31 protein-coding genes are annotated in these 23,984 nt (G+C 68.8%); 19 read left to right on the top strand and 12 right to left on the bottom strand.

The window, feature by feature from the left end; all coding sequences use genetic code 11:
• Positions 1–59: 59 nt before the first annotated feature.
• The 4 genes from U9J23_RS18345 to U9J23_RS18330 all read left to right on the top strand — a co-directional run bounded on the left by U9J23_RS18345 (position 60) and on the right by U9J23_RS18330 (position 3,201).
• Positions 60–503, top strand: a complete 444-nt coding sequence (locus U9J23_RS18345) for an SRPBCC family protein (RefSeq protein WP_059383389.1) — start codon at positions 60–62, stop codon at positions 501–503.
• Positions 500–2,092 (top strand): phytoene desaturase family protein, encoded by a 1,593-nt coding sequence (locus U9J23_RS18340; protein ID WP_272268369.1) that lies wholly within the window; start codon positions 500–502, stop codon positions 2,090–2,092. The genes U9J23_RS18345 and U9J23_RS18340 overlap by 4 nt, the downstream gene beginning before the upstream one ends.
• A 199-nt stretch (positions 2,093–2,291) precedes the next feature.
• Complete coding sequence (locus tag U9J23_RS18335) at positions 2,292–2,918, top strand: HemK2/MTQ2 family protein methyltransferase (RefSeq protein WP_272268551.1); 627 nt, start codon at positions 2,292–2,294, stop codon at positions 2,916–2,918.
• Positions 2,919–2,922: 4 nt separating this feature from the next.
• Positions 2,923–3,201 carry a CDGSH iron-sulfur domain-containing protein gene (locus tag U9J23_RS18330; RefSeq protein ID WP_059383386.1) on the top strand — a complete coding sequence of 93 codons (279 nt, stop codon included), beginning with the start codon at positions 2,923–2,925 and terminating at the stop codon, positions 3,199–3,201.
• A gap of 207 nt (positions 3,202–3,408) precedes the next feature.
• On the opposite strand, the gene U9J23_RS18325 is transcribed toward U9J23_RS18330, so the two are convergent.
• Positions 3,409–3,564, bottom strand: coding sequence for a DUF6131 family protein (locus U9J23_RS18325; protein ID WP_006552398.1), 156 nt, complete (start codon positions 3,562–3,564; stop codon positions 3,409–3,411).
• A gap of 218 nt (positions 3,565–3,782) precedes the next feature.
• Here U9J23_RS18325 and U9J23_RS18320 point away from each other — a divergent pair, with 218 nt between their 5' ends.
• The 3 genes from U9J23_RS18320 (at position 3,783) to U9J23_RS18310 (ending at position 5,827) form a co-directional block, all read left to right on the top strand.
• A complete protein-coding gene (locus U9J23_RS18320; RefSeq protein WP_085469664.1) occupies positions 3,783–4,328 on the top strand; it encodes a Dps family protein in 546 nt (181 codons plus the stop codon).
• 25 nt (positions 4,329–4,353) lie between these two features.
• Complete coding sequence (locus U9J23_RS18315) at positions 4,354–5,460, top strand: NAD-dependent epimerase/dehydratase family protein (RefSeq protein ID WP_272268371.1); 1,107 nt, start codon at positions 4,354–4,356, stop codon at positions 5,458–5,460.
• A 94-nt stretch (positions 5,461–5,554) separates the two neighbouring features.
• Positions 5,555–5,827, top strand: a complete 273-nt coding sequence (locus U9J23_RS18310; protein WP_085469662.1) for a hypothetical protein — start codon at positions 5,555–5,557, stop codon at positions 5,825–5,827.
• Between the two features lie 78 nt (positions 5,828–5,905).
• Here the strand turns inward: U9J23_RS18310 and U9J23_RS18305 are convergent, their stop codons facing one another.
• Complete coding sequence (locus tag U9J23_RS18305; protein WP_272268373.1) at positions 5,906–6,907, bottom strand: iron-containing redox enzyme family protein; 1,002 nt, start codon at positions 6,905–6,907, stop codon at positions 5,906–5,908.
• Positions 6,908–7,030: 123 nt separating this feature from the next.
• On the opposite strand from U9J23_RS18305, the gene U9J23_RS18300 reads away from it, so the two are divergent.
• The 4 genes from U9J23_RS18300 (at position 7,031) to U9J23_RS18285 (ending at position 9,784) form a co-directional block, all read left to right on the top strand.
• Positions 7,031–7,888 (top strand): SDR family oxidoreductase, encoded by an 858-nt coding sequence (locus U9J23_RS18300; RefSeq protein WP_085469660.1) that lies wholly within the window; start codon positions 7,031–7,033, stop codon positions 7,886–7,888.
• A gap of 67 nt (positions 7,889–7,955) precedes the next feature.
• Positions 7,956–8,939: a helix-turn-helix transcriptional regulator gene (locus U9J23_RS18295; protein ID WP_059383382.1), complete on the top strand. Its 984-nt coding sequence runs from the start codon at positions 7,956–7,958 to the stop codon at positions 8,937–8,939.
• Complete coding sequence (locus U9J23_RS18290) at positions 8,936–9,499, top strand: dihydrofolate reductase family protein (RefSeq protein WP_145708997.1); 564 nt, start codon at positions 8,936–8,938, stop codon at positions 9,497–9,499. The genes U9J23_RS18295 and U9J23_RS18290 overlap by 4 nt, the downstream gene beginning before the upstream one ends.
• A gap of 63 nt (positions 9,500–9,562) precedes the next feature.
• Complete coding sequence (locus tag U9J23_RS18285; RefSeq protein WP_059383381.1) at positions 9,563–9,784, top strand: hypothetical protein; 222 nt, start codon at positions 9,563–9,565, stop codon at positions 9,782–9,784.
• A 77-nt stretch (positions 9,785–9,861) separates the two neighbouring features.
• On the opposite strand, the gene U9J23_RS18280 is transcribed toward U9J23_RS18285, so the two are convergent.
• Genes U9J23_RS18280 through U9J23_RS18270 form a run of 3 tightly spaced genes read right to left on the bottom strand, consistent with a single transcriptional unit; the run spans position 9,862 to position 11,889 of the window.
• Positions 9,862–10,719 carry a polyphosphate kinase 2 family protein gene (locus U9J23_RS18280; RefSeq protein WP_059383380.1) on the bottom strand — a complete coding sequence of 286 codons (858 nt, stop codon included), beginning with the start codon at positions 10,717–10,719 and terminating at the stop codon, positions 9,862–9,864.
• Between the two features lie 28 nt (positions 10,720–10,747).
• Positions 10,748–11,101, bottom strand: a complete 354-nt coding sequence (locus U9J23_RS18275; RefSeq protein ID WP_059383379.1) for a DUF4873 domain-containing protein — start codon at positions 11,099–11,101, stop codon at positions 10,748–10,750.
• A 44-nt stretch (positions 11,102–11,145) separates the two neighbouring features.
• Entirely contained in the window at positions 11,146–11,889 is a 744-nt protein-coding gene (locus tag U9J23_RS18270; protein WP_026061465.1) for a TetR/AcrR family transcriptional regulator, read from the bottom strand.
• A 156-nt stretch (positions 11,890–12,045) separates the two neighbouring features.
• Here U9J23_RS18270 and U9J23_RS18265 point away from each other — a divergent pair, with 156 nt between their 5' ends.
• The 6 genes from U9J23_RS18265 to U9J23_RS18240 all read left to right on the top strand — a co-directional run bounded on the left by U9J23_RS18265 (position 12,046) and on the right by U9J23_RS18240 (position 17,242).
• Positions 12,046–13,257, top strand: a complete 1,212-nt coding sequence (locus U9J23_RS18265; protein ID WP_226950083.1) for a DUF445 domain-containing protein — start codon at positions 12,046–12,048, stop codon at positions 13,255–13,257.
• A gap of 61 nt (positions 13,258–13,318) precedes the next feature.
• Positions 13,319–13,795, top strand: a complete 477-nt coding sequence (locus U9J23_RS18260; protein ID WP_059383424.1) for a helix-turn-helix domain-containing protein — start codon at positions 13,319–13,321, stop codon at positions 13,793–13,795.
• Entirely contained in the window at positions 13,792–14,721 is a 930-nt protein-coding gene (locus U9J23_RS18255; protein WP_106201448.1) for a heparin-binding hemagglutinin, read from the top strand. The genes U9J23_RS18260 and U9J23_RS18255 overlap by 4 nt, the downstream gene beginning before the upstream one ends.
• A 64-nt stretch (positions 14,722–14,785) precedes the next feature.
• Complete coding sequence (locus U9J23_RS18250) at positions 14,786–15,076, top strand: DUF2516 family protein (protein WP_024101750.1); 291 nt, start codon at positions 14,786–14,788, stop codon at positions 15,074–15,076.
• Positions 15,077–15,240: 164 nt separating this feature from the next.
• Complete coding sequence (locus U9J23_RS18245) at positions 15,241–16,164, top strand: AurF N-oxygenase family protein (RefSeq protein ID WP_106201449.1); 924 nt, start codon at positions 15,241–15,243, stop codon at positions 16,162–16,164.
• Positions 16,165–16,204: 40 nt separating this feature from the next.
• Positions 16,205–17,242 carry an alpha/beta fold hydrolase gene (locus tag U9J23_RS18240; protein ID WP_326599638.1) on the top strand — a complete coding sequence of 346 codons (1,038 nt, stop codon included), beginning with the start codon at positions 16,205–16,207 and terminating at the stop codon, positions 17,240–17,242.
• A gap of 117 nt (positions 17,243–17,359) precedes the next feature.
• Here U9J23_RS18240 and purU read toward each other — a convergent pair whose 3' ends face one another.
• The 3 genes from purU to U9J23_RS18225 form a co-directional block, all read right to left on the bottom strand.
• Positions 17,360–18,247 carry a formyltetrahydrofolate deformylase gene (purU, locus tag U9J23_RS18235; RefSeq protein ID WP_016693701.1) on the bottom strand — a complete coding sequence of 296 codons (888 nt, stop codon included), beginning with the start codon at positions 18,245–18,247 and terminating at the stop codon, positions 17,360–17,362.
• 76 nt (positions 18,248–18,323) lie between these two features.
• Positions 18,324–19,196, bottom strand: a complete 873-nt coding sequence (locus U9J23_RS18230) for a class I SAM-dependent methyltransferase (protein ID WP_326599635.1) — start codon at positions 19,194–19,196, stop codon at positions 18,324–18,326.
• Entirely contained in the window at positions 19,193–19,726 is a 534-nt protein-coding gene (locus U9J23_RS18225; protein WP_085469655.1) for a GNAT family N-acetyltransferase, read from the bottom strand. The genes U9J23_RS18230 and U9J23_RS18225 overlap by 4 nt, the downstream gene beginning before the upstream one ends.
• 134 nt (positions 19,727–19,860) lie before the next feature.
• On the opposite strand from U9J23_RS18225, the gene deoC reads away from it, so the two are divergent.
• Positions 19,861–20,526, top strand: a complete 666-nt coding sequence (gene deoC / locus U9J23_RS18220) for a deoxyribose-phosphate aldolase (RefSeq protein WP_326599633.1) — start codon at positions 19,861–19,863, stop codon at positions 20,524–20,526.
• A 39-nt stretch (positions 20,527–20,565) separates the two neighbouring features.
• Here deoC and U9J23_RS18215 read toward each other — a convergent pair whose 3' ends face one another.
• Positions 20,566–21,318, bottom strand: a complete 753-nt coding sequence (locus tag U9J23_RS18215) for an LmeA family phospholipid-binding protein (RefSeq protein WP_106201451.1) — start codon at positions 21,316–21,318, stop codon at positions 20,566–20,568.
• A 104-nt stretch (positions 21,319–21,422) separates the two neighbouring features.
• Here U9J23_RS18215 and U9J23_RS18210 point away from each other — a divergent pair, with 104 nt between their 5' ends.
• Positions 21,423–22,040 (top strand): type IV toxin-antitoxin system AbiEi family antitoxin domain-containing protein, encoded by a 618-nt coding sequence (locus tag U9J23_RS18210; protein ID WP_006552373.1) that lies wholly within the window; start codon positions 21,423–21,425, stop codon positions 22,038–22,040.
• An 11-nt stretch (positions 22,041–22,051) separates the two neighbouring features.
• On the opposite strand, the gene U9J23_RS18205 is transcribed toward U9J23_RS18210, so the two are convergent.
• The 3 genes from U9J23_RS18205 to U9J23_RS18195 form a co-directional block, all read right to left on the bottom strand.
• Positions 22,052–22,891, bottom strand: coding sequence for a class I SAM-dependent methyltransferase (locus U9J23_RS18205; RefSeq protein WP_326599628.1), 840 nt, complete (start codon positions 22,889–22,891; stop codon positions 22,052–22,054).
• 3 nt (positions 22,892–22,894) lie between these two features.
• Positions 22,895–23,395, bottom strand: coding sequence for a DUF2505 domain-containing protein (locus U9J23_RS18200; protein WP_088897050.1), 501 nt, complete (start codon positions 23,393–23,395; stop codon positions 22,895–22,897).
• Positions 23,396–23,471: 76 nt separating this feature from the next.
• Complete coding sequence (locus U9J23_RS18195) at positions 23,472–23,981, bottom strand: DUF2505 domain-containing protein (RefSeq protein ID WP_326599624.1); 510 nt, start codon at positions 23,979–23,981, stop codon at positions 23,472–23,474.
• Between the last annotated feature and the right edge of the window lie 3 nt (positions 23,982–23,984).

Here is a 23,984-nt window from a genome sequence, read left to right as displayed (position 1 = left end):
CGGTAGCGGGGTATGCGTCTGCCGCAAGCGAGCTGTCGTCCAGAGGATGAGGAGCGGGCATGGCCAGGATCGCGACGATCGAGACTTCGGTGGCGCCGGCGCGAGTGTGGGAGATCCTCGCGGACGGCTGGCGGTACGCGGCATGGGTGGTGGGTGCGTCCCGCATCCGCGCGGTCGACCCCGCCTGGCCGCGAACGGACACCCGGATCCACCATTCGGTGGGTCTGTGGCCACTCCTGCTCGACGACCACACCGAGGTCCGCGCGGTGGTGCCCGAACGGCAACTGGTGCTGCGCGCACGTGCCTGGCTGTTCGGCAAGGCCGAGATCGCGATCTCGCTCGAACCCACCCACGACGGCGGCACCCGCATCACGATGGCCGAACACGTCGTCGAAGGGCCGTACGCCCTCGTCCCTGACCGTGTACAGGAGGAAATGGTGTTGCCACGGAACCAGGAATGCCTGAGACGGCTGGTGCTGCTCGCCGAAGGCGCCACCGAATGAGCGACACGACGGTCGATGCGGTCGTCATCGGCGCGGGACCCAACGGTCTGACTGCCGCCGCGGTGCTCGCCGACGCCGGATGGGACGTCCTCGTGCTGGAGGAACAACCCGAACCCGGTGGAGCCGTGCGCAGCGCGGAACTCCACCCGGGATACTGCGCCGATCTGTTCAGCGCCTTCTACCCGCTCGGTGTGGCCTCACCGGCCTTCCAGGCTCTCGACCTCGCGTCGCACGGCCTCCGCTGGGCGCGTTCGCCGAAGGCCTTCGGTCATCCGCTCGGCCCCGACGACGAGGACGCGATCGTCGTCTCTCCGGATCCCACCGACACGGCGGCCGACCTCGAGCGTCGCTGCGTCGGTGACGGGGAAGCGTGGCTGGCGTTGTTCGACCAGTGGAAACAGGTGCGTGGCCCGTTGCTCGAACTGCTCCTCGGCCCGTTCCCGCCCGTCCGGGGCACCATGGACCTGCTGCGCACCATGAAGACGGGTGATCTGCTGCGTTACGCGCGCATGCTCGCGCTGCCCGTCACCCGGATGTCCGCCGAACTGTTCGGCGGTTCGGCGGCACGGCTGCTGCTCCTGGGCAACGCCATGCACGCAGACACACCGCCCGAGGCCCCCGGCAGCGGCGTCATGGGTTACATGCTCACCATGCTCGCGCAGGACGTCGGATTCCCCGCGCCGGTCGGCGGGGCAGGAGCGCTCACAGACGCGCTGGTCCGCCGCGGCGCCTCGGCGGGCGCCCAGCTGCGGTGCGACTCGCCGGTCGTCGGCGTGGAGGTACAGGGCGGGAAGGTCTCCGCCGTTCGGACCGCCGGCGGTGAACGGGTGAAGGTGCGACGCGCCGTCCTCGCCGACACCTCGGCCCCGGCCCTGTACACACGACTCCTCCCGGCCGACGCGGTCGGGTCGCGGGTACTCGACGACATCCGCAAGTTCGAATGGGACACCCCGGTCGTGAAGGTGAACTACGCGCTCGACGGTCGTGTGCCGTGGCGTTCGCCGTCGTTGAGCGGCGCCGGAACGGTGCACGTCGGTGCCGATACGGACGCGATGATCCGGTGGTCGGCCGATCTGTCCACCGGCGTCGTCCCCGAGTCCCCCTTCCTGCTGTTCGGTCAGATGACCACGGCCGACGCCACGAGGTCACCGGAGGGCACCGAAAGCTGCTGGGCCTACACGCATCTGCCGCGCGGGATCACCGACGACGCGGCCGCCGACCTCCTCGCCGAACGCGTCGACGCGCAACTCGAGGCCTACGCACCGGGTTTCGGCGCGCGCGTGGTCGGTCGGCACGTCCAGCGTCCCGGCGACCTCGAAGCGGCGAACGCGAATCTCGTCGGCGGCGCCGTCAACGGTGGAACCGCGCAGGTCCACCAGCAGTTGTTCCTGCGGCCCACGCCCGGTTTCGGCGGACCGCGAACCCCGGTCGAAGGGGTGTATCTCGCCAGTTCGGGTGCCCATCCGGGCGGGGGAGTCCACGGTATGGGTGGCTGGAACGCCGCTCACGCCGCTCTCTCGGATCGGAAACGCACTGCTCCGGTGACCCGGCGCGTGCGAAATGCCGCGCGCCGGGTGCTGTTCTCGTGACAACCCGGTCTCCCTCGCGTATCGGTGGCGTGTTTCACACGTGAATCGCGCGGGTATCCGCCCGCGAACGGACGGATCCGGGCCTTCGGCCCGGGGTGGTGGAGATGCCGTCGAACTCGAGATACCGAGGTGGTGTGACGTGACAGCTTCCCTGGCACTGGACGGATCGGATTCGCCGCGGGTATGGCGTCTTCCGGGGGTGTACCGCCCCCAGGAGGATTCGTACCTGCTCGCCGGCGCGCTTGCCGACGCAGGCGGGACGAAGGGTGCGAAGGTTCTCGACTTCTGCACCGGGACGGGATTGCTGGCGGTGAACGCCGCCATGCTCGGTGCTTCGTCGGTGACGGCCTTCGACATCAACCCGCGCGCCGTGTTCAGCGCCCGCGTCAACGCGTGGTCGCGCCGGTTGCCGATCCGTGCCCGGCAGGGAGGTCTGGACGAGGCCCTGCGCCACGGTCCGTTCGATGTCGTGTTGTCGAATCCGCCCTACGTTCCGTGCGACGGGGAGAACCGCGACCCGCGCTGGGATGCCGGCGCCGACGGCCGCTGTGTTCTCGATCCCCTGTGCGACAGCCTTCCCACGCTGCTCACACCCGGCGGATTCGCGCTGATCGTGCACTCCGAGTTCACCGGTGTGGAAGCGACACTGTCCCGGCTGCGCGACGCGGACCTCAAGGCGTCCGTCGTCGCCCGCAGTCGTATCCCCTTCGGCCCGGTCCTTCGCAGCCGCACGGATTATCTGTACTCGTCGCAGATGGCCGAGCCGGGGGCACTGACCGAGGAGGTGGTCGTCGTTCGCGCCGACCGTCCTCGCACGAGGAGTTGAGGACGTGAGCAGGACACCGAAGATCACGCAGCTCACCGCCGACGGAGAGTGCGAAGCACGAGTCGTGCGTCAGGTGAGGGGCGGGCCGACCCTCGTCGAGGGCCCGGTGCGCATCGTCGAGGACGACGGCGCCGAGACGGTCTCGGACCGTTTCGTGGTGGCCGTGTGCCGGTGTCACCGCAGCGCCCTGTACCCCCTCTGCGACACCAGCCATCGCACACTCCGTGCACCGAAGGCGGCGAGCACCGAGACACCGAAGGCCGCGGCGAGCACTGACACGTAGTCACCGAGCGACTCCGCCGATCCGGGCCGGTCCCTGCACAGGGGCCGGCCCGGATGTCGTTCCGAGATCCGCTCCTCGATCCGCCTGTCCGGGCGGGGCCGTGCGTGGAGGTCCCGAAACGACGAATCCCGGGTGCTGTGAGCACCCGGGATCCGCAGTCCTGTCTCGTGCCGGACGTCTCCTTCCGGCACGGACGATCGATCGGGGTCAGTACCAGTGTGCGCGTCCGCCGATCGCCCGGCCCGTCGCGCCCAGGATCGCAAGGATCACGCCGATCACCAGGAGTATCACTCCGAGTGTGGTGAGAATCGAGATGCCGGTGAAGAACCCCACCACCAACAGAATCAGACCCAGAATGATCATTGTCGCCACCTCGTATGTCATGACCGAAACCTGGAGGCTTCGGTGCCCGGCGAACGAATAACCGGGTTGGTCCGTTTCCAAACGTTTGTGACTCGCCGAATTCGGACGAAATTCTTCGACGCAGGTCACGGGTCGCTCGGTGCGCCCGGATGTTTGGATGTCACCGGATCTCGGGTATCCGCCCTCCGACACACCCGCGAGCATTCTGGAGGAAGAATATGTCGAACTCGAGCTACACGGTTCCCGGTCTGAGCGATGCCGACGGCTCGCGCACCGCGCAGATTCTCCAGGAGCGCCTGAGTGCCTACAACGATCTGCACCTCACGCTGAAGCACATCCACTGGAACGTCGTCGGTCCGAACTTCATCGGTGTCCACGAGATGATCGACCCCCAGGTCGAGCTCGTGCGTGGATACGCGGACGAGGTCGCCGAGCGGATCGCCGCGCTCGGTGCGTCCCCCAAGGGCACGCCCGGCGCCATCGAGAAGAACCGCACATGGGACGACTACTCGGTCGGCCGCGACACCGCGCAGGCGCACCTCGCCGCGCTGGACCTCGTCTACGACGGCATCATCACCGACAACCGCAAGGCGATCGACGAGGTCGGCAAGCTCGACCCGATCACCGAGGACGTCCTGATCGGCCAGACCGGTCAGCTGGAGAAGTTCCAGTGGTTCGTCCGTGCCCACCTGGAGAACTCTGCCGGTACCCTCCCGAACGCCGATGCGCAGACGGAGAAGAGCGCGGCGGATTCGGCCCGCTGACCGGGACGTTCGGACGATACCGGCGATGCCGATGGCTTCCACATCCCGAACCGGTCTGCCACGACGCATCGTCGTCACCGGAGCGAGCGGAAATGTAGGCACGGCGCTCCTGCGCCGGCTGGCTGCTCATCCCGCACAACTCGATATCGTCGCGATCGCGCGCCGGATTCCCCCGGCGCGCGATCCGTATGCGGCGGCGAAGTGGTGCGCCGTGGACCTCGCGGCCCCCGACGCGGCCCGGGTCCTGACGCCGATCTTCGCGGAGGCCGACGCCGTCGTGCATCTGGCGTGGGGATTCCAGCCCTCGCACCGGCGCGACTATCTCAGGCAGGTGGCGGTGGACGGCACCCGCGCCGTCGTGACGGCCGCCGCCGATGCCGGTGTCGGGCACGTGATCCACATGTCCTCCGCCGCCGTGTACTCCGACGGCGCCTACGGCCGGGAGGTCGACGAGTCGTGGGCCCGCGAAGGCGTACCCACCTGTGTGTACAGCGTCGACAAGGTCGCGGCGGAGAAATTCCTCGACGACTTCGAGTCCGGCACGAAGGCGCCCGTCCTCACCCGTTTCCGTCCGGGATTCATCGGGCAGCTCGTCTCCGGCTCGGGTCTCGAACGCTACGTGCTGCCCGAGTTCGTGCCCGCCGGCATCACGAACCACCTGCCGCTGATCCCGATCGACCACCGGCTCACGATCCCCGCCGTACATTCCGACGACGTCGCGGACGCGCTGGTCGCGGCGCTCGAGCGACGGGTGCCCGGCCCGTTCAACCTCGGTGCACCGACGCCGGTGGGAGCGAGGGACTTCGCCGCTCCGTTCGACTGCCCGACGATTCCGGTGCCGCGATGGGGTCTGTCGGCGCTCGCCGAAGCGACCTGGCGCCTACGGCTGCAACCGGTGCAGGGTGGGTGGATCGACCTCGCCTACACCTGTCCGATGCTCGACTGCAGCAGGGCCCGAGAAGAACTCGGATGGTCGCCGAAGTACGACGGTCCCGAGGTGTGGTCCGAGACGGTGCGCGGCATGCGCAGTGCGATGGGCACCGACAGCCCCGTCCTGTCTCCGCGCAGCGCGAGGGAGCGACTCGCCGCGCTCGTCGAACGCGGACCCATCGGCCGGCGGATCCCGTCGTAACACTCTCCCGCGCAGAATCATCCGCCTGCCCTCCCCGTCCCCCGGGGTGGTGGAGGGCTGGTTTCGTGGAGGGCCGGATGCGGTATCCACGACCATGACGAAACCATCGGATCGAGCTCACGCTTCCACCACCGCGTCCCGAGCTTCGGGTTGGATCGGCTACGCCTGCATCCTCGCGGGCATCGCCGTCGTCGCCCTCGTCCTCTACGCGGCGGGCGACGGTTTCGAGGGATGGGTGCTCGTCGGGGCCATCGCTGCCGTCGTGCTCATCGCGGTCGGCGTCGTGATGTCCGCTCTCAACCTCCGTCGACGCCGCTTGCGCGGTTCCGGTGGCACCCCCACACACGAACCCGGCCTCATCGACTGAGCCGGAACTCCGGTACCGACGAACGGAGCCCCGGGACACGCTGTCCCGGGGCTCCGTTCGCTGTTTCGTACCCGCTCGTCAGGCCGACGCCTCGGCCGACGTGAGGAGCGAGCTGCGGCCCGCGGCCCAACTGGTCAGCAGATGGCTCCCGAGCCGGCCCTCGAGGAACTCGATGGCCTGCGCACCGAACGAGATGTCCTGAGCCCGAGCCGGATCCTGTTCGAGCATGTAGCCCACCACGTCGTGCCGCAGGACGAGCTCGTGCACGGCATCGGCCTCGATGTGCTCGGAGTAGAAGAGGATGCACGCATCGTCGGCGCCCAGACGCTCGAGGGCCTCGACCATGCGACGTGCGCTCGGGGCGGTGGTGATCTCGGCGGCGGCGAACATCCCGACCAGCATCGGCGTATACGCGCGGTGCAGACCGCACAACGACATGAAGTTCACCGTCGCGAGGGTGACGGCGGGAACGACATCGAGATATCCCAGATAGTCGTCCTTCAGTCCGGCGGCGAGCAGCAGGTCGGCGAACAGCCGCGAGTGCATACGCTCGGCCCGTCCTCCGCCGTACTCGTCGAACTCGACGGCGACCAGCGCGGCCTTCGCACGGCCGGACAGGCGCGGGATCGCGAGGGCGTGGGGGTCGGCTTCCTTGAGGTGGTAGATCGAGCGATGGACGAAGAACTCGCGCATCATCTCCCACGTGCCGTTCGCAGCGAGCTCGTGGGAGACGCCCCACGAATCGTCCGGCTCACGGCACAGGTCCTCGAGGACACCCTGCGGATCGTCCGAGGCAGGGACGTCGGCACGCAAACGATCGAGGAAGATACGCTCGAGACGCGCCCGGACCCCGAGAGGACCCGGCGCCCATTCCCAGGCCGGGTCGACGCCCGCGAATCCGCGGTAGTGGAGCTCGTAGAGAACGGCCAGGGCGAGCTGGACGTCCTCGCCGTAGGCATCCGCGCCGTCGGTCGCGACGTCCCACACGGCATCGTCCACCGGGCCGCCGAGTCGCTCGACGATCTCGGCGGAGATGGGGCCGCGAGGCGTGGGCAGCGGGGCGTCGTGCACATCGCACATCCGGGTCTCATGAGCCATACGGCCGGGTTACCCCGTCGGAGCCACGGAGAAACGACCTCGCGGTCCGTGTGAACTGGGGAAACGAATGGGAATATCGGCGCAGCCGGTGGGTATCCGGCGGCCATGAGCGAGGACCGCGAACGAGAACCCCACACCATCGACTATCCCGGTGAGACCGACGATATGGCCGAGCGTCCCGCCGACGAGATGCGCGGCTACGTCGGACGCGGGCTGCTGTCGGGTCGCAAGGCCCTCGTCACGGGCGGCGACTCCGGCATCGGACGGGCCGTCGCGATCGCCTTCGCGAAGGAAGGCGCCGACGTCGCGATCGCCTACCTCGAGGAGCACCGCGACGCCGAGCACACCGCCGAGCTGGTGCGACGCGAGGGCCGCACGTGCCACGTCATCGCAGGTGATCTCGGCGACGCGCAGCACTGCCGGGCGGTCGTGGCCGAGACCGTCGAGCAACTCGGTGGCCTCGACATCCTCGTCAACAACGTCGGTACCCAGCAGCCCGTCGACGACCTCGCCGAGCTGAGCGAGGAGCAGTGGCGGCACACCTTCGCCGTGAACATCGACAGCTTCTTCCATGTGACGAAGGCGGCCCTGCCGCACCTGACGCCGGGCGGCTCGATCATCAACACCGCGTCGGTCAACGGTCTGCGCGGCAACAAGACGCTCATCGATTACTCGGCGACCAAGGGTGCAGTGATCGCCCTGACCTACTCACTCGCGCAGGCGCTGCGGGACAGGCAGATCCGGGTGAACTGCGTAGCACCGGGACCGGTGTGGACACCGCTGATCCCCGCGACCATGGATGCAGAGAAGGTCTCCGAGTTCGGGCAGCAGGCGCCCTTCGGGCGCGCCGCGCAGCCCGACGAGATCGCCCCGTCCTACGTCTTCTTCGCGTCGGAGACGATGTCGTCGTACTACAGCGGTGAGGTGCTCGCTCCGCTCGGCGGCGAGACCATGCCGGGCTGACCGGGGAAGCCGGTAGAGAGCAAGAACGGTCGGGCGGCGGCCGGGGTCTGCGCGCGACACTGAACGCATGACCTTCGGCCGTGACCGACTCCGGGAACTGCTCGACGCCGTTCTCGACGAGAACAACGCGACCCTCGAACGGATGGCGCAGCACGCCTACGCGTCGCAGTGGCACTTCAGCCGCACCTTCGCGGTGGGCACCGGCGAGTCACCGGTCGCGTTGCGGCGCCGCGTGATGCTCGAGCGCGCCGCCTGGCAACTGCGTCACGGCAGTTCGGTCACCGATGCGGCGTTCGCCGCCGGCTACGACAGCGTCGAAGGGTTCGCGCGCGCCTTCGCCCGTGCCTACGGATATCCGCCCAGTGCCGCCGCCCGGGTGCTCGGCATCGGCGGTAGCGGCCCCGGGGCGCCCGCGCCCGTCGACCCCGGGGTGTCCGCGCCCGTGAATCACTGGTTGCCCGCCCCCAACGGCGTCCACTTCCATCCGCCGACCAATCTCTGGGTCGAGGAGGACGGGCGGCGACCCACCGCGCCCGCCTACCCGGCGGCCGAGGTCCTCGCGCAGATGGTGCAGCACGATCTCGCGGACACTCGCCATCTCCTCGCGCGCGCCACCGAACTCGACGACGACGAGCGCGACCGGATCCGGTTCCCCGGCCTGGTGGTCCTCGAATGGGACGGCCCCGAGGAATCCGTCTCCAGGGTGCTCGGCAATCTGGTGCGCGCCAAGGAGATGTGGCTGGCCTCGATGGCCGGCGCCGACCACCCCGAGGATGTGGGTGGCGGGATCGAGGCTCTGACAGCCCGTTTCGAGGACGTCGCTCCGCGCTGGGTGGAGACGATCCGCGACATCCATCGCCGTGGCGCCTGGGGCGACATACTCATCGACGCCCTGTGCGACCCGCCCGAGAGCTTCGTCCTCGGGGGAGTGGTCGCCCACGTCCTCACCTTCGCCGCGCACCGCCGTCAACTCGTACGGCACATGATGCGGGCGGCCGGCCTCGACGTCGATCACGGAGATCCACTCGACTGGAACAGGAGTAGCTCATGACCCGGATGATCTACTACACCGCAAGCACACTGGACGGCTTCCTCGCCACCGAGGACCACTCGCTCGACTGGCTGCTCACCCGGGAGTCCGGCGACGGCGGGCCGTTCGACTACGAGAAGTTCATCGCCGGTATCGGCGCCATCGCGATGGGATCGTCCACCTACCGCTGGGTGCTCGACCATGCAGGGGAGGACGAGTGGGAGTACGACCTGCCTTGCTGGGTGTTCACGCATCGCAACGACCTGCCCGTTGCCCGGACCGGTGACGAACCCGGCGACATCCGCTTCACGCAGAAGGACGTCCGGCAGGTCTACGACGAGATGGCTGAAGCCGCGAACGGCCGCGACCTGTGGATGGTGGGCGGCGGTGATCTCGCCGGACAGTTCGCCGAACGCGGGCTGCTCGACGAACTGATCGTCTCGTTCGCGCCGGTGACCATCGGTTCCGGCCGGCCGCTGCTCCCGCGGCACGTGGAGATGCGCCTCACCGAGCTCGGGCAGAGCGGCGAGTTCGCCGTCCTCCGCTACGAGGTGCTGAAGTACTCCACCGGCCGGTTGTGATGCGCGTCACGTGCAGGTACCGTCGGCATCGAGAGGGACACACCTCGTCCAAGGAGGCCGGTCGTGAAACTCAATCTGTTCGTAGCCTGGAGCGCCTATGCGCTCGCACTCGCCTCGATCCTGCTGATCGCGCTGACGATCGTCGCCGCAGGGTACGGTTTCTCGGGCTGGGCGCTCGTCGCGGCGCTCGGCGCTGTCGTCGCACTCGGCGCGGCATTCGGCATGATGGCCGGAACCGTGCGCCGAGACCACAGACGGCACTACGACACCCCGCATCTGTTCTGAGGGTGATACCTGACGCGAGTCGGTGAAAGCCGACTCGCGTCACTCACACGACATCACGACTCTGCGAGTCGGTCACATCACGACTCTGCGAGTCGGCGCTTCTCCGTTTCGATGTCGAAAGTCGGCTCCGGCCAATCCAGGTCGAGACGTTCGAACGCGTCGATGAGCAGTTCCGTCACCGCGAGGCGGCTGTACCACTTGCGGTCGCACGGCACGACGTACCAGGGCGCGTCGTCGGTGCTCGTCCGATCCAACATGTCCTGATAGGCCTGCTGGTACTGCGGCCACAGGGTGCGCTCCGAGACATCGCTCGGGTCGTACTTCCAATGCTTGTCGCGACGCTCGAGGCGCTCGGCGAGACGCTTCTTCTGCTCGTCCAACGAGACGAACATCGCGACCTTCACGATGGTCGTGCCCTCGCGGACGACTTCGCTCTCGAACCGGTTGATCTCGTCGTAGCGCCCCCGCCAGACACTCTCCGGCACCAGTGATCTCACCCGCGCGACCAGCACATCCTCGTAGTGCGACCGGTCGAAGACGCCGAGCTGGCCGTTGCGGGGGAGCGCCTTGTTGATCCGCCACAGGAAGTGGTGACGCTTCTCCTCCTCCGTCGGCACCCCGAAGGCCGTGTGGTCGACGCCCTGCGGATCGACGTGACCGACGACGTGACGCACCATGCCGCCCTTACCGGCGGTGTCCATACCCTGCAGGATCAACAGCACCGAACGGGTGCCGCCGGTCCGCCCCTCGGCGAAGAGCATCTCCTGCAGGTCGGAGAGGACGGCGCCGCGTTCGGCGAGCAGACGTTCGCCGAGCGCCTTGTCGCCGTCGAATCCCGGGGTGCCGTTCGTGTCGAGGTCGGCGACGCGCGTCTCGGGCGTCGCCCGGAGGGCTTCGATGATCGATGCGGGCCGGAAGACGTCGTCCTTCGTCATCCCGCCAGCGTGTCACACGCAGTAGGGATCAGGCGGGATCGACACCGTCGGTCTCGGTCGGCAGGGGGTACGGCGGACGCGAGACGCCGTCGACCATGTGGCTGCCCCACAGGTCGACCTCCGAGATGCGGGCGGTCGCGGCCTCGGGGGCGTCGGGCACCGTGATGGTCACGGTGGTGCCCGGCGCCGGCGAGGCGTCTGCGCCGAGGGTCTCGGCGAGCCTGCGGAGCCGGCCCCGCCACACGTGCCGGCCGAGCAGGGGATCGAACCGCCCGGAGATCTCGACGTCGACGACGACCGTGCGGTCGCCCACCGTGACCTCGGCGGGGCCGCGGTAGCCGGGGTCGTCCTCGTCGTGCAGGTCGTCGGCGTGGTCGCTCATGCCCGCACTATACGTGCAACTTCGAGTAACAGTAAAGGTGTCGATCAGGGAGTGGTCGACGACTCCGGCAGGAGCGGATGCGGCTGCGACTTGAAACGCACCGGGGATCCGGCGACTCCGGCGATGCCGGTCATGCCGCCCCAGATCATCATCGTCAGGTAGTCGATGAGGTCCTCGGTGGTCATCGACTTGTTCGAGATCCACCAGTGCGTCGCGAGCTGGATGCCGCCGACGATCCCGTACGCCCACGGCACGGCACCGCCCGAATCCATCTCGAGCAGCCGCAGCCGTTCCCCGAGGACGGTGGCGACGAGCTCGGCGATCATCCGCTCCGAATCGGCGACCACGTCGCGTCCCGCCGACGCGCTGTTGCTCATCACGTACAGGTAGACCTCGGGATCATCGGCGACGGTCTCGACGTAGGCGGTGATCGCCTCCCGGGTGAGCTCGTACTCGTCGAGATCCTCCGCGACCGCCGCGTAGATCCGGGGAGCGAGGACCGTCTCGACGTACCGCAGCATCGTGGCGGTCGTCAGGTCGCTCTTGTCGGTGAAGTAGCGGTAGAGCACCGTCTTCGACACGCCGATCTCGGCGGCGATCTCGTCCATGCCGATCTCGTGGCCGCGAGTGCGGATCGCGTTGATGGTGCCGTCCACGAGCTCTTCCCGGCGGGCGATCTTGTGCTCGTGCCAGCGCCGTTTGCGGCCGTCCTGCTTCACGGGCGGGGCGGCCTCGCTCGAGGTCGGGTTCGAAGTCGTCTGCGGTCTGCTGGACACTGTGTGGCACATCCGTTCGGTTTCGATCGTCGGCTCAGTCTACGATCCGGTCTCCCGTCCTTCAGAACTCGAGGGCGTTCCGTCCGCCGAGAGTCGACTTTCGGCACAATCGATCGGGTGCAGCTCCTGACGACCGACGACGAGATCAAGCGCCGAGAACTCCGCCGTATGAAAGCGGTCGCGACCGGCTTCCTCGTCGTCGCCGCGATCATCTATCTCTTCTGCCGCTGGCAGGAAACCCGAGGCGCCGGCGCGTGGGTGGGCTACGTGCGCGCGGCCTCCGAGGCCGGCATGGTCGGCGCGCTCGCCGACTGGTTCGCCGTGACCGCCCTGTTCCGCCACCCGCTGCGGATACCCGTCCCGCACACAGCGATCATCAAGCGGAAGAAGGACCAACTCGGCGCCAATCTGAGCTCGTTCGTGGGCAGCAACTTCCTCGCACCCGAGGTGGTCTCCGCCAAGGTCGAGTCGGCGCAGATCCCGCTGCGGGTCGGTAGCTGGCTCGCGGAACCCGAGAACGCCCAGCGTGTGGCCAAGGAGACGTCGACGGTCCTGCGCGGCGTGGTCGGCATCCTGCGCGAGGACGACATCCAGCAGATCATCGACCACACCATCGTCAAGCGCATCGCCGAACCGGAATGGGGACCGCCCATCGGGCGTGTCCTCACCGAACTGCTCGCCGAGAACCGTCACCTCCCGCTCGTCGACATGCTCGCCGAACGCGCGCACCAGTGGGCGCTCGGGAGTCAGGAGACGATCGACCGCGTGATCAGCCGCGACTCGCCGTCGTGGTCGCCGAAGTTCGTCGACCTGCTGCTCGGGGAGAAGATCCACCGCGAACTCGTGGAGTTCACGTGGAAGGTGCGGTCGAATCCCGACCACGAGGTGCGCCTCGCGGTCAACAAGTTCCTCGCCGACTACGCCCGCGACCTTCAGAGCGATCCCGTGACCATCGCCAAGGCGGAGAAGGTCAAGGCCGAGATCATGGGCCGCGACGAGATCACCGGACTCGCCGCGGCGACCTGGCGGACGGCCAAGCGGATGATCCTCGACTCCGTGGACGACCCGAACAGCACCCTGCGTACGAAGATCGCGGAGAACGTCATGGCGTTCGGCATCCGGGTGCGCGAGGACGCCGAGCTACGCACCAAGATCGACGGCTGGTTGCTCGACGCGGTGCGCTTCGTCGCGTCCAACTACGCCGACGAGATCACGTCCGTCATCCGCGAGACGGTCGAGCGTTGGGACGCCGAGGAGGCCAGCCGCAAGATCGAGCTCGCCGTGGGGCGCGACCTGCAGTTCATCCGCATCAACGGCACGGTGGTCGGCTCGCTCGCCGGCCTTGCGATCTACACGGTCTCGGAGCTGCTGTTCGCGTGACAACCGTCACGTGCTAGCAGAGTGCTTGCTGTAGCTAGCACCTGTCCGTAGGGTGGTCGGTGTGTCCACGGAACCAGATCCGATCGAGGGCTCGGACACGCCGGACGACAGTGCCGGACCGGGGGATATCGCCGCCCGGGTGGTCAACAATGCCGCCCAGGACATCGGCGCCTTCATCCGGTCGCAGCGCGAGGCCGCCCAGGTCTCGCTCCGGCAGTTGTCGCAACTGGCCGGTGTCAGCAACCCGTACCTGAGCCAGATCGAACGCGGCCTGCGCAAGCCGTCCGCGGAAGTTCTCGCCCAGATCGCCAAGGGGTTGCGGCTCTCGGCCGAGGTTCTCTACGTACGAGCGGGGATCCTCGAGCATCGAGCGGAGAGTGCCGTGCGCGACGCGGTGCTCGTCGACACCGTTCTCACCGAGCGGCAGAAGCAGGTCCTGCTCGACATCTACGACTCGTTCTGCCGGGAGAACCAGCAGAACACCGGCGATGCCCGGCCCGACCATCCGACAGACTTCGACGAGGAGAAATCTTCATGACCGATCCCACCAGCATCCGTACCTCCCTCTACGCGGCGGTCGGTGCCGGCGACGCCGTCGTCCAGGCCGTCGCCGACCTCGTGGCCCAGGCGCGCCGACGTGCGGAGACCAACCGCACCGAGGTGGCCGAGCGGGTCGAGACCGCCCGCGACCGCTTCGTGACCCTGCCCGCCGATCTCACCGAGACGGTCGAATCCCTCCGCGAGCGCCTCGCCGAACTCCCGGCTGAGCTGCCCGAGGAGATCGCGGAGCTGCGCGAGCGTTTCAGTGCCGAGGAGCTGCGCAAGGTCGCCGAGGCGTACCTGAAGGTCGCCTCCGACCTCTACACCGCTCTCGCCGAGCGCGGTGAGGAGACGCTCGAGCGTCTGCGCTCCCAGCCGGCCCTCGAGGACGGCATCGGTCGCGCCGAAGCCGTACTCGGCGACGCCGCCGACCTCACCGAGGAAGCCCTCGGGACGGTGGCCCGCCGGACCCGCGAGGTCGGCGAGCAGGCCGCGAAGCTTGCGGGTCGCGCGGCCGGTCGCATCTCCGAGACGAGCGACGAGGTGAGCGAGGCCGTGTCCGACGCCGGTGACAAGGCCGCCGAGCGCGTCGTCGAGCTCGGTGAGCGTGCCGAGGAGACGGGTTCCGAGACCGCCGGACGGGTCGACTCGGCCCGCGGCGACGTCCGCGAAGCGGCCGACAAGGCCGCGGAGAAGGTCGAGTCCGTGGCCACCCCGGTCGAGCCGGTCGAGGTCACCCCCGCCAAGGCTCCGGCCAAGAAGGCTCCCGCCAAGACCCCGGCGAAGGCCCCGGCCAAGACGGTTGCCAAGACGCCGGCCGCCAAGGCTCCGGCCAAGACGGTTGCCAAGACGCCCGCCGCCAAGACCCCGGCGAAGAAGACCCCTGCCAAGAAGGCGGCTCCGCGCAAGACCAGCGGTTCCTGACCTGCAGCGATCGATCGGCCCTCGTGCGAACTCGCACGAGGGCCGATTCTCGTAGACTGGTGTGGTGACGAATGTCGATTCACTTGCCGGTCTGATCATCCTCGCGCTGCAGATCATCGCCATCGCCGGGGCGGGATTCGCGCTGTTCCACGTCGTGCGTCAGCCCGCCGAGGCGTTTCCGGCCGTCGACAAGCTGACCAAGCCCGTCTGGCTCGGCATCCTCGTGGCCGCGTTGCTCGTCCTCGTCGTCTTCGGCGCGGTGGGTCTGCTCGGGATCATCGCGGTCGTCGCCGTGTGTGTGTACCTCGTGGACGTCCGCCCGCGGGTCGAAGAGGTCCAGCGCCCGCGGTGGTGACCGCTCCGCGGTGATGACTGCGGGGTCCGAACTCCGCGGTGGTGATCAGGGAGGTCCGTCGTCCTCGGTGGTAGGGCGGGTGGGCCTCCCTTTCGCTTGACAAGTGTGATCCAGATAATGACACTTCGGGTAACGGATAATTTTCCGAGACGAGGTGGTCGGCGATGACGCTCCTGCGAAAGCACGACAGCCTGCCGGGTGAACACTCCACGGATCACCGGCAGGAAACCGCGCAACGACTGCTCGATTCGTCGGCGCGGCTCTCCTACGATCCTGAGCTCGAGATCGACTGGGATGCGCCGCTCGTGGACGGCAAGTACGGCATGACCCCGGAATGGTGCAGTCTCTACGGCACCGACCTGTGGGAACGCATGTCGGAGGATCAGCGCATCACCCTCACCGAGCACGAGGCCGCGAGCATCGCCGGCACCGGGATCTGGTTCGAGATGATCCTCATGCAGATGCTCGTGCGCGATCTCTACCGGCACGATCCGGCGACCCCCTACGTGCAGTTCGGGCTCACCGAGATCGCCGACGAATGCCGGCACTCGATCATGTTCGCGCGGTCGGCGCAGCGATACGGCATCCCCTCCTACCGGCCCAAGCGCTGGATCCGCGAGACCGGCCGGTTGTTCAAGGCCGTCGCGCGCGGCGCCCTTGCCTACGGCGGCACCCTGTTCGCCGAGGAGATCCTCGACATGATGCAGCGCGACTTCATGCGCGACGAGCGGGTGCAGCCCATCACCCGGACGGTGAGCCACGTCCATGTCGTGGAGGAGTCGCGGCACATCCGCTACGCCCGCGAGGAGACCCGCAGGCGCTCGGCCCGGCTCGGTCGTCTCGAGCGGGCATGGATCCGGATCCACCTCGGGGTGAGCGCGTACTTCGTCGTCACCAGCCTCGTGAACGACCAGGTCTACGCGGCGGCCGGACTCGACGTCGCCGAGGCGAAGAAGGCCGCGCGGGAGAACAGGCATTACCACGACAAGCTCCGCCAGGGCACTCGCCGCACCGTCGAATTCCTCGACGAGGTGGGACTGATCGGCGGTCCGTCCACTCTGCTTCTGCGTCGCGCGCACGTCCTGTGACGCCGCGCTGCTCCACCGAACCGACAGGAGAATCCCACCCGTGAGAAAGCCGTCCCCGACCGCGTCGATCGTCGCGGGTTCGATCGTTCTCGCTGCCGCGGCGACCACCGCCGTGCTCGTCCGCCGGCGTCGTCGGACGGTCGTCCGTACCGAGGACGTCGCGCCGCACGAGTTGCTGCGAGAACCGGAACTCGAACCCGAGATCCTCGACGTCCGCGCCGAGGACGGTGCCCGGCTCAACGTGCTCGCCTACGGCGACGCGGACGCTCCCGTGCTGGTGTTCTGCCACGGTTGGACGTGCAACGCCGCGTACTGGACCCCGCAGATCAACGCGTTCGCGGAGAACTACCGGGTGGTGGTCTACGACCAGCGCGGGCACGGCGACAGCGAGGCCGGGGCACGGCCGCTGGGAGCCGACGTGCTCGCCGACGATCTGCAGGCGGTCCTCGACGCCGTGGTCCGGCCCGGCGCGAAGGCCGTACTCACCGGTCACAGCATGGGCGGGATGAGCATCATCGCGTGGGCCGAGAAGTACCCGGAGAACGTCGACCGCACGGTCGCGGGGGTGCTGCTCGCGAGCACCGGCACCGACCGGCTGGTCGCCGACTCGGCGATCGTGCCGCTGCCGCAACGCTTCCCGCGGGTACCGGTGCCCGTCGCAAGTCGGCTCATGGGTGCGACGGTTCCGCTGGCCGCGTCCCCGGTGACGACACGGGCCCTGCGGTACGTGGCCCTGTCGCCCGGCGCTAGCACCGCGGAGGTGCAGTTCTGCGAGAAGATCGTCCTCGGCTGCCCGCCGCGGACACGGGGCGGCTGGGGCAGGGCCCTGAGCGCCCTCGACATCCGTGAAGGCCTGCACAACCTCACCGTGCCGACGACCGTGCTGGTCGGCACCGCCGACCGTCTCACCCCGCCCGTCCACGCCCGTCGTCTCGCCGAGGAACTCGAACGAGCGGGCAACCTCGAACGTCTCGTGGTGCTCGACGGGATCGGTCACATGAGCTCGGTCGAGGCGATCGACCGGTTCGACGAGGAGCTCGCGCACCTCGTCGAACGAGCCGGCGTGCCCGTCGGCTGAACCGATCACTCACGCACGTCGGCTGAGCCGATCACTCACGCACGTCGGCTGAGCCGATCACTCACGCACGAAACCGGTCCATCCGTTCGCGGGTGGACCGGTTTCGGCTCCGGGGATCTACCGGAAGACGACGGTCTTGCTGTCGTGCACCAGCACCCGGTCCTCGAGGTGCCAGCGCAGACCGCGTGAGAGGACCAGCTTCTCCACGTCGCGGCCCTGCCGGACCATGTCGCTGACGCTGTCGCTGTGACTGACGCGGATGACGTCCTGCTCGATGATCGGGCCCGCGTCGAGTTCGGCGGTGACGTAGTGGCAGGTCGCGCCGATGAGCTTCACACCGCGCGTGAAGGCCTGATGGTAGGGCCGTGCGCCGATGAACGACGGCAGGAAGCTGTGGTGGATGTTGATCGCCCGGCCGGCCCAGTGCTCGCACAGCTCCTCCGGGAGCACCTGCATGAACCGGGCGAGGACCACCGCGTGCGGGTCGTGGGAGTCGACGAGCTTGCGGACCTGCTCGAAGGCCGGTCCGCGCTCGGCCGGATCCTTCGGGAACGACACATAGTGGAAGGTGATGCCGTGCCGCTGCGCGACCGGTTCGAGATCGCGATGGTTGCCGATGACGGCGCAGATCTCGGCGTCGAGTTCCCCTGCGGCGACACGTCCGAGGATGTCGTGCAGGCAGTGCCCTTCCTTGCTCACGAGCAGCACGACGCGCTTGCGCTTGCCGGTGTCGGAGAGCGTCCATTCGGTCTGCGGCCCGATGTCGGCGGCGACGCTCGCGAACTTCTCGCGCAGCTCGTCGAGGCCGAACGGGATCGACGACGCCCGGACGGCCTGGCGGGTGAAGAACCAGCCGGTGTCCTGGTCGGCGTGGTAGGCCGCCTCGACGATCGAGCCGCCGACCTCCGCGAGGAAGGTCGCGATGCGGGCGACGATCCCGGTGGTGTCCGGGCAGCCCAGGGTCAGAACGTAACGTCGATCGTCGGCGGATGAGGCGAGCGTCATGCCCCGATTGTCTCAGGTGACACACGGCGTCCTACTTCCGGTCGGCCCTGCTCCCGGTAGACCCTGCCGTCGGTCGTCAGCCCGAGACCGGAGGACGTCGAACGGTGCCCGTGGCGACGAGGGTGGTCGCGTCGATCGTGTGCAGTCCGCGAGCGGTGACCTCCTCGGCGATCTGCTGCCGCACCGACGCCACCTGCCCGGAGTCGAGCCCGGCAAGCACCCCGCGCAGACCGGTGCCCGTCACCAGCGACCAGCACAACTCGTCCGTCGCCGGAAGATGATTCGACAGGGGGCGGACCTCCACGGAATCGGTTCCGGCATCCGCGATCCACGCCTCGAGGGTGTCCGGCGTGTCGATCCGGTGCAGCGGTGTGCGATCGCGCAGGGCACCGCGCTCGCGCAGTTCGGGGGAGTGGCGCGACGCGACGTCGAACACGATCGACGAGAACTCCTCCATCGCGCCGTGTCGCCAGACCGTCACGCCGGCGCGTCCGCCCTGCCGCACGAGCGAGACCAGACGCCAGAAGGTGCGGTCCATGTCCGGGAGGAAGAACACGCCGTAGGAGATCGCCAGCACGTCGTAGCCGGCGTCGGGTACGTCCGACGGCGCCTCCCACTGCGAGGCGTCCGCACAGACGAATTCGATGTTCTTCAGGCCGCGGCGTTCCGCGGTCAGGCGGCCGTGTTCGAGCATCTCGTCGGCGACGTCGACGCCGTGGACGAGACCCTCGGGTCCGACGGCTGCGGCGGCGGGAAGCGCGGACGATCCCGTTCCGCAACACACGTCGAGCACCGCCTCGCCGGGGGAGACACCGAGCTGGAAGACCAGAGCCTGCCCGGCCGGTCCCCAGACCGTCGGGGTCAACTCGTCGAAATCACCGCTCGCCGCGTCGAAGGTGCGCGCGGTCTCGGCGGAATCGGACCAGGGATTCTCGGGATCGTCGTTCATGCCTGCTCCTCGAGAGCGTAGAACGGCTCGGCATACCGGAAGGTGCCCCGCAGTCCGGGGTCGTGCGCCGTGAGCGCCCGCGCCTGGAAGTGGGACGTCCACTCCTCGACGTCCGGGGAGATTCCGAGTCCGGCGGCGGGCACGAAACCGAAACGGGGGTAGTAGTCGGGATGCCCGAGCAGGAGCACGAGCGACTCGTCCAGAGCGTCCGCCGCACCGAGCACGGCATGCATGAGAGCGCCGCCCACGCCGGAGCGCTGGGAATCGGGACGGACACCGAGCGGACCGAGGCCCAGGGCCGGGGTGGTGCCCACGTGTCCGCGGGTGGCGACCACGTGGCCGACGATCGCGCCCGAGGCGTCCTCGGCCACGAGTGACAACGGCGGCAGCCATGCGTCGCTCACCCTCAACGACGCGACCAGACCGGGTTCGACCGGCTCGTGGCCTTCCGGGGTGAACGGCGCGAAGGCGGCGCGGTGCACGTCGGCGATCGCACGGACGTCGGCGGGGAGTTCTCGACGGATCAGCACGCGATCATTGTGGGTGGCGGAGGGGACCGCGCGCGAGCGGATTACCGAAGCCGCGATGCGGTGCCAGGCAATATGCGGTACCGGACGGTGTGCGGTGCCGGACGGTCGGGCCCGCCGTATGGGAAGCTGCAGTCATGTCCGGAACCCCGTTGACCCGCACGCAGGTCGCGTCGATGATCGACCACACCCTCCTCAAACCCGAAGCGTCCTCACAGGACGTGCGGGCCCTCGTCGACGAAGCCGTCGAGCTCGGCGTGTATGCGGTGTGCGTGTCGCCGTCGATGCTGCCCCTGCGGGCCGAGGGGGTCACGGTCGCGACGGTCGTCGGTTTCCCGTCGGGCAAGCACCATTCGCTCATCAAGGGCGCCGAGGCGCGACTTGCCGTCGACGAGGGTGCACGCGAGATCGACATGGTGATCGACGTGGGGGCAGCGGTGGCCGGCGACTACAACGCCGTCCTCGCCGACATCCTCACCGTGCGCGAAGCGATCGGGTTCGACCCGGTCCTCAAGGTCATCATCGAATCCGCCGTGCTCTCCGACGAGGCGATCGTCGAGGTGTGCCGCGCCGCGGAGAAGGCCGGGGCGAACTTCGTGAAGACCTCCACCGGCTTCCATCCCGCGGGCGGCGCCACCACCCACGCGGTCGCGCTCATGGCGGAGACGGTGGGCGGCCGGCTCGGCATCAAGGCGAGCGGCGGAATCCGCACCGCCGAGGACGCGATCGCGATGATCGACGCCGGAGCCACGCGCCTCGGACTGTCCGGCAGCCGCGCAGTCCTCGACGGTCTGCAGAACTGACCAGCTCTACTCGACGGTCTGCCGGACCGGTCTTTCCGGTCACGACAGGAGGCCGCAGCTGCCCTCCTGCTGTTGCTGCTGCTGTCCCTGCGGGGCCTCCGGCAGCACGAAGCGACCACCCTCGAGGCGCAGTTCGACGCCGGCGTCGGTGACGTTCACCTCGGTGGCCTGCATACCCAGCGGGTACTGCTGCAGACCCGAGGTGAGGATCTCCACGACGCCGTCGACGAGGGCCGTCGGGAGCCCGATGCCGAGGATCGTCGCGTCGGTCGTCTCGACCGTCACCAGACCGCCGTTCACCACCGGTCGCGCGGTGAACTCCGCGAGCCCCTGCCCGCCGACCGTGAACGTCAGGGTGCCCGCGTTCTCGTCGGCCGTGACATCGGTGACGAGGCCGCCGACCGGCTGGCTCTGCACGGTCGCGAGGATTCCGGAGGTCGGCCACGACACGTCGGCGCTCGAGCTGCCGATGGTGCCGGCTCCCTCGGCGGAGTCGCGCAGGTCGACATCGTTGACCTCGGCGTGCACCTGCATCTGCTGGGCGGGACCGAAGGCGGTGTCGTCGCTGTCCAGGGCGACCGAGGGAACCTGCCGGTCGAGCAGCTGAAGCAGCACCGGCTTCCAACTCAGGTCGACGTCGACTCCCGTGCCGAGCTCGCTCTCGAAGGACTGGGCGAGGCACGTGGTCGCGCGGTTGCGGACATACACCTCCGCGCCCACCAGGACTGCGACCAGCGCCGCGACGAGAACGACGGCGATCGTGACGGTGCGGTTGCGCTTCCGTTGCGTCATGCTCGCCGATTCTTCCGGACGACGCTGAGGATCGACTGAGCACACGGCCACAGGATGAGGAAAATATGTGAGTTGTACCACATTCGTCGGCTACGCTGGGCGCCATGACAGGGTGGACGGATTCAGGTTACGACGCAACCGGGCGGGCCGATGCCGACGACTCGCTGCGGCGCCTCGCCGCCACGCAAGCCGGGTTCTTCACCGCACGCCAGGCCGTCGGTCACGGAATAGCAGCTCACGACTTCGCGGAACGCATCGAGGCGGGACTGTGGATCCGCGTCGAGACCGAACTGTTCCGCCTCAGCGACAGCCCACGGACGAAGTTCGACGAGTTCGCCCAGTGGTGCACCTGGTACGAGGGGGAAGCGGTCGTCTCGCACCAGAGCGCCGCCGACCTGCACGGCATGGGTCACCTCCAGCCGCGCTTCCTGCACCTGTCCACCCCCGACCAGCGCACCGTGCCGAGCAACCGGCTCGCGCTGCACCACCGGACGCTGGCGGAGGAGGACTGCGAGGTCGTCGGGGCCTTCCGGATCACCACTCCCGCCCGCACCGCGGTCGACCTCGCGGCCGGTGGCGTGTCCCAGGAAGTGCTCGACGAACTCGTCGGCGACGCGATCGCGCTCGGCCGGGTCGACTCCGACCAGCTGCACGCCGCGGTGGCGAACCAGCCGGCCGCGGTGGCCGACCGGATCGAGCTCGCGCTCCTCGCCGCGGGCTGACCGACGGGGTCTCAGACCGCGACGAGCGCGCCGAGCGCAGTTCCTCGGCCGACTCGCTCGGATGCGACAGGTGCGCCGGTAGGCGCGACCGCGTCCCACGGCACCGTCAGCACGCAGTCGCGCAGACGGCGGCGGGGCGGGGACACCGGGAAGCCTTGATCCTGCAGCAGCTCGAGCGTCGCCTTCCACCGGATCCGCGGCCCGAACGCCGCGTGCGGAGCGCTCGTCGCCCACGCCCGGTCGGCCGCGCGGAGCAGCGCGTGGATCGGCTCACCCGGGACGTTCCGGTGGATCAGCGCCTTCGGCAGCCGTTCGGCGACGTCGGACGGTCTCTCCACGTGGAACGGGCTCCACGCCAGGGTCAGCGAACGGGGACCGTGCTCGTCGAGGAGCACCCAGGCGCAGCGCCTGCCCAGCTCGTCGCACGTGCCGTCGATGAGCAGGCCGCCGGGAGCGAGGCCGGAACGCAGGCGCGCCCACGCCGGTTCGACGGCTTCCTCCGGATACTGCCGGAGCACGTTGAAGGCCCGGACCAGGGTCGGGCGCAGGCCCGCGAGCTCGAAACCGCCCCGGGCGAACTCGACACCGTCGCGGCCCGGGACCACACGGTCCGGATCGATCTCGAGACCGACCACACGCAGATCGCTGCGGACCCGACGCAGCCGCGCGGCGAGTTCGAGGGTCGTCACCGGCATGGCGCCGTAACCCAGATCGACCACCAGCGGGTCGGTGGCGTGCGTCAACGCCCTCGTGATGTGGGGATCGTGCATCGCCCAGCGGTCGCTGCGGCGCAGCCTGTTGATGCCGGTGGTGCCGCGCGTGACGACACCGACGGGTCCTCGATTCCGCACGCGCTACCGACCGGCGAGCCAGTCGGCGGTGATGGCCGCTTCGGTGCGGAACACGTCGACGAGATTGGTGAGGATGAGTTCTTCGAGCTTGCCGCCGACGAACGGGATGTGCACCTTGGCCTCGGAAGTGGTGCGGAGCGTGGCACCGTGATCGTCGCCGAAGAGGTCCATCGTGCCGGTGAGACTGCCCGGACCGCCGGGGATCGACGCCTGGTAGGTGCCGGTCGCACGGTCGGTGAACGGCCCGTAGGTCTCCTTGCGCGTGATGACCATGTCCTTCTTGATCACCGTGCGGGCGATCTCCGGCAGGTCGGAACGCGGCAGGACGTGGTGCAACACCAGCGCGATGCCCGTTTCGGAGACCGTGAACTCGCGGACGTGGTTCTCCGAGTACTTGCGCATCTCGGTCATCCGCGCTTCCCAGTGATCGGGGTCGGCGAGAGCCTCGTACACCCGCTCCGGTGGATGAGGGAAGCGGGCGGAGTAGTCGATACGCCGTGCCACGACCGGCCAGGTTACCGCGCCGGACGGCCTCTCCGGAAATCGCGATCGTCCACGGGGAAGCCCCGCGGGCGTGCGATCAGGCCGAGTGGTCCCCGTTCAACCACTGCTCGGTGAAGGTGCGCTCCGCGTCGAACAGCTCGACGAGTTGCTCGACGATCATGCCCTCGATCTTGGAACCGAGGAACGGGATCTTCACCTCGACGGTGCCCTCGATGACGACGGACGAACCCGCTCCGTCGGCGATGAGCGTCATCGCACCGGTGACCTCGCCGGGCATGCCGTCGACGTGGGCCGAGAACCTGCCCTCGGCGCGACCGTCCGCGAACGCACCCCACGCCTCGTGACGCCGGATGACGAGGTCGCCCGGGCGCAGGCTCGTGACCATGCTCGGCAGGTGCTCGGCCGGGATGGCCTGGTGGAGGTCGAGCTCGATGGTGCCGTCGCCGGTGTCGGCGCGTTCGACGGCCGCACCCGGGCCCCCGACCTCACGCAGCCGGGTCTGCCAGTACTGCGGATCGACGAACGCCGCGTGGACCGCAGCAGGCGGGGACGAGTAGTTCGCAGTGTGGTCGATAGGGCTGCCCATACG

Source organism: Rhodococcus sp. PD04, from assembly GCF_035918275.1.
Taxonomy (GTDB): domain Bacteria; phylum Actinomycetota; class Actinomycetes; order Mycobacteriales; family Mycobacteriaceae; genus Rhodococcus; species Rhodococcus rhodochrous.
Note: the sequence above shows the minus strand (reverse complement) of the source record. Positions and strands in the feature narration are given on the sequence as shown.

Coding starts and splice junctions, on each gene's coding strand:
- U9J23_RS18345 (WP_059383389.1), top strand. CDS start 60: ATGGCCAGGATCGCGACGATCGAGACTTCGGTGGCGCCGGCGCGAGTG.
- U9J23_RS18310 (WP_085469662.1), top strand. CDS start 5,555: ATGACGAAACCATCGGATCGAGCTCACGCTTCCACCACCGCGTCCCGA.
- U9J23_RS18275 (WP_059383379.1), bottom strand. CDS start 11,101: ATGAGCGACCACGCCGACGACCTGCACGACGAGGACGACCCCGGCTAC.
- U9J23_RS18270 (WP_026061465.1), bottom strand. CDS start 11,889: ATGTGCCACACAGTGTCCAGCAGACCGCAGACGACTTCGAACCCGACC.
- U9J23_RS18320 (WP_085469664.1), top strand. CDS start 3,783: ATGTCGAACTCGAGCTACACGGTTCCCGGTCTGAGCGATGCCGACGGC.
- U9J23_RS18195 (WP_326599624.1), bottom strand. CDS start 23,981: ATGGGCAGCCCTATCGACCACACTGCGAACTACTCGTCCCCGCCTGCT.
- U9J23_RS18325 (WP_006552398.1), bottom strand. CDS start 3,564: ATGATCATTCTGGGTCTGATTCTGTTGGTGGTGGGGTTCTTCACCGGC.
- U9J23_RS18245 (WP_106201449.1), top strand. CDS start 15,241: ATGACGCTCCTGCGAAAGCACGACAGCCTGCCGGGTGAACACTCCACG.
- U9J23_RS18340 (WP_272268369.1), top strand. CDS start 500: ATGAGCGACACGACGGTCGATGCGGTCGTCATCGGCGCGGGACCCAAC.
- U9J23_RS18215 (WP_106201451.1), bottom strand. CDS start 21,318: ATGACGCAACGGAAGCGCAACCGCACCGTCACGATCGCCGTCGTTCTC.
- U9J23_RS18265 (WP_226950083.1), top strand. CDS start 12,046: ATGAAAGCGGTCGCGACCGGCTTCCTCGTCGTCGCCGCGATCATCTAT.
- U9J23_RS18300 (WP_085469660.1), top strand. CDS start 7,031: ATGAGCGAGGACCGCGAACGAGAACCCCACACCATCGACTATCCCGGT.
- U9J23_RS18255 (WP_106201448.1), top strand. CDS start 13,792: ATGACCGATCCCACCAGCATCCGTACCTCCCTCTACGCGGCGGTCGGT.
- U9J23_RS18230 (WP_326599635.1), bottom strand. CDS start 19,196: ATGAACGACGATCCCGAGAATCCCTGGTCCGATTCCGCCGAGACCGCG.
- U9J23_RS18210 (WP_006552373.1), top strand. CDS start 21,423: ATGACAGGGTGGACGGATTCAGGTTACGACGCAACCGGGCGGGCCGAT.
- deoC (WP_326599633.1), top strand. CDS start 19,861: ATGTCCGGAACCCCGTTGACCCGCACGCAGGTCGCGTCGATGATCGAC.
- U9J23_RS18290 (WP_145708997.1), top strand. CDS start 8,936: ATGACCCGGATGATCTACTACACCGCAAGCACACTGGACGGCTTCCTC.
- U9J23_RS18305 (WP_272268373.1), bottom strand. CDS start 6,907: ATGTGCGATGTGCACGACGCCCCGCTGCCCACGCCTCGCGGCCCCATC.
- U9J23_RS18315 (WP_272268371.1), top strand. CDS start 4,354: ATGCCGATGGCTTCCACATCCCGAACCGGTCTGCCACGACGCATCGTC.
- U9J23_RS18295 (WP_059383382.1), top strand. CDS start 7,956: ATGACCTTCGGCCGTGACCGACTCCGGGAACTGCTCGACGCCGTTCTC.
- U9J23_RS18280 (WP_059383380.1), bottom strand. CDS start 10,719: ATGACGAAGGACGACGTCTTCCGGCCCGCATCGATCATCGAAGCCCTC.
- purU (WP_016693701.1), bottom strand. CDS start 18,247: ATGACGCTCGCCTCATCCGCCGACGATCGACGTTACGTTCTGACCCTG.